1 protein-coding gene is annotated in these 593 nt (G+C 79.8%); it reads left to right on the top strand.

Annotated features, from left to right (window positions below; all coding sequences use genetic code 11):
- The coding region (locus I3F54_RS31915; RefSeq protein ID WP_240122411.1) for a DUF6542 domain-containing protein at nt 1-535 on the top strand (535 nt) is incomplete at its 5' end.
- Nucleotides 536-593: the final 58 nt, after the last annotated feature.

Genomic DNA, 593 nt, shown 5'->3' with positions numbered 1-593 from the left:
GGCGCAGGGCACGCCCGGTGGGCGGCGTCCGGCCGGGGCCGACCGGACGGGGCGCCCGGCCGAGGGCCGGGGGCAGCGCCGTCCCTCCGCGGTCCGGGGGTCCGCCTCGCCGGTCGCGCGGGCCGTGCGGCGGATGCCCGACCCGCGGCTGACCGGGCTCGGCAGTGGCCTGTTCTGCGCGGCGGTGATGGTGGCGCTGGGGTTTCTCGACCAGTTGCTGTTCGGGACGTCGTCGACGCTGTACGGCGTGCTGTTCCTGCCGGTGTGCGCGCTGACGGCGCTGTGGGTGCGCAGGGGTGAGCTGCTGCGGGCGCCGGTGGTGGTGCCGATCGCCTTCACCGCGGGGCTGCTTCCGGTGGCCGCCGGGGGCGAGGGGGTCCTGGGCCGGCTGGTGGGCCTGGTCACCGCGCTCGCCACGCAGGCCGGCTGGCTGTACGGCGGGACGCTCGTCGCCGGTCTGGTCGTGATCGTGCGCCGGCTGCGGCAGGTGCGGCAGCGGCGCCGGACGGCACCGGCGCAGCGCACCGCGGCCTGAGCCGGCGCACCGGCGCTGCTCCGGCCGCCGCCCCTGCGGCCCCGGCTCCGTGCCCGGC

The sequence above is a fragment of the Streptomyces sp. MUM 2J genome (genome assembly GCF_022414535.1).
Lineage (GTDB): Bacteria > Actinomycetota > Actinomycetes > Streptomycetales > Streptomycetaceae > Streptomyces.
The sequence above is the reverse complement of the archived record's forward strand: the minus strand, read 5'-3'. Positions and strand labels throughout refer to the sequence as shown.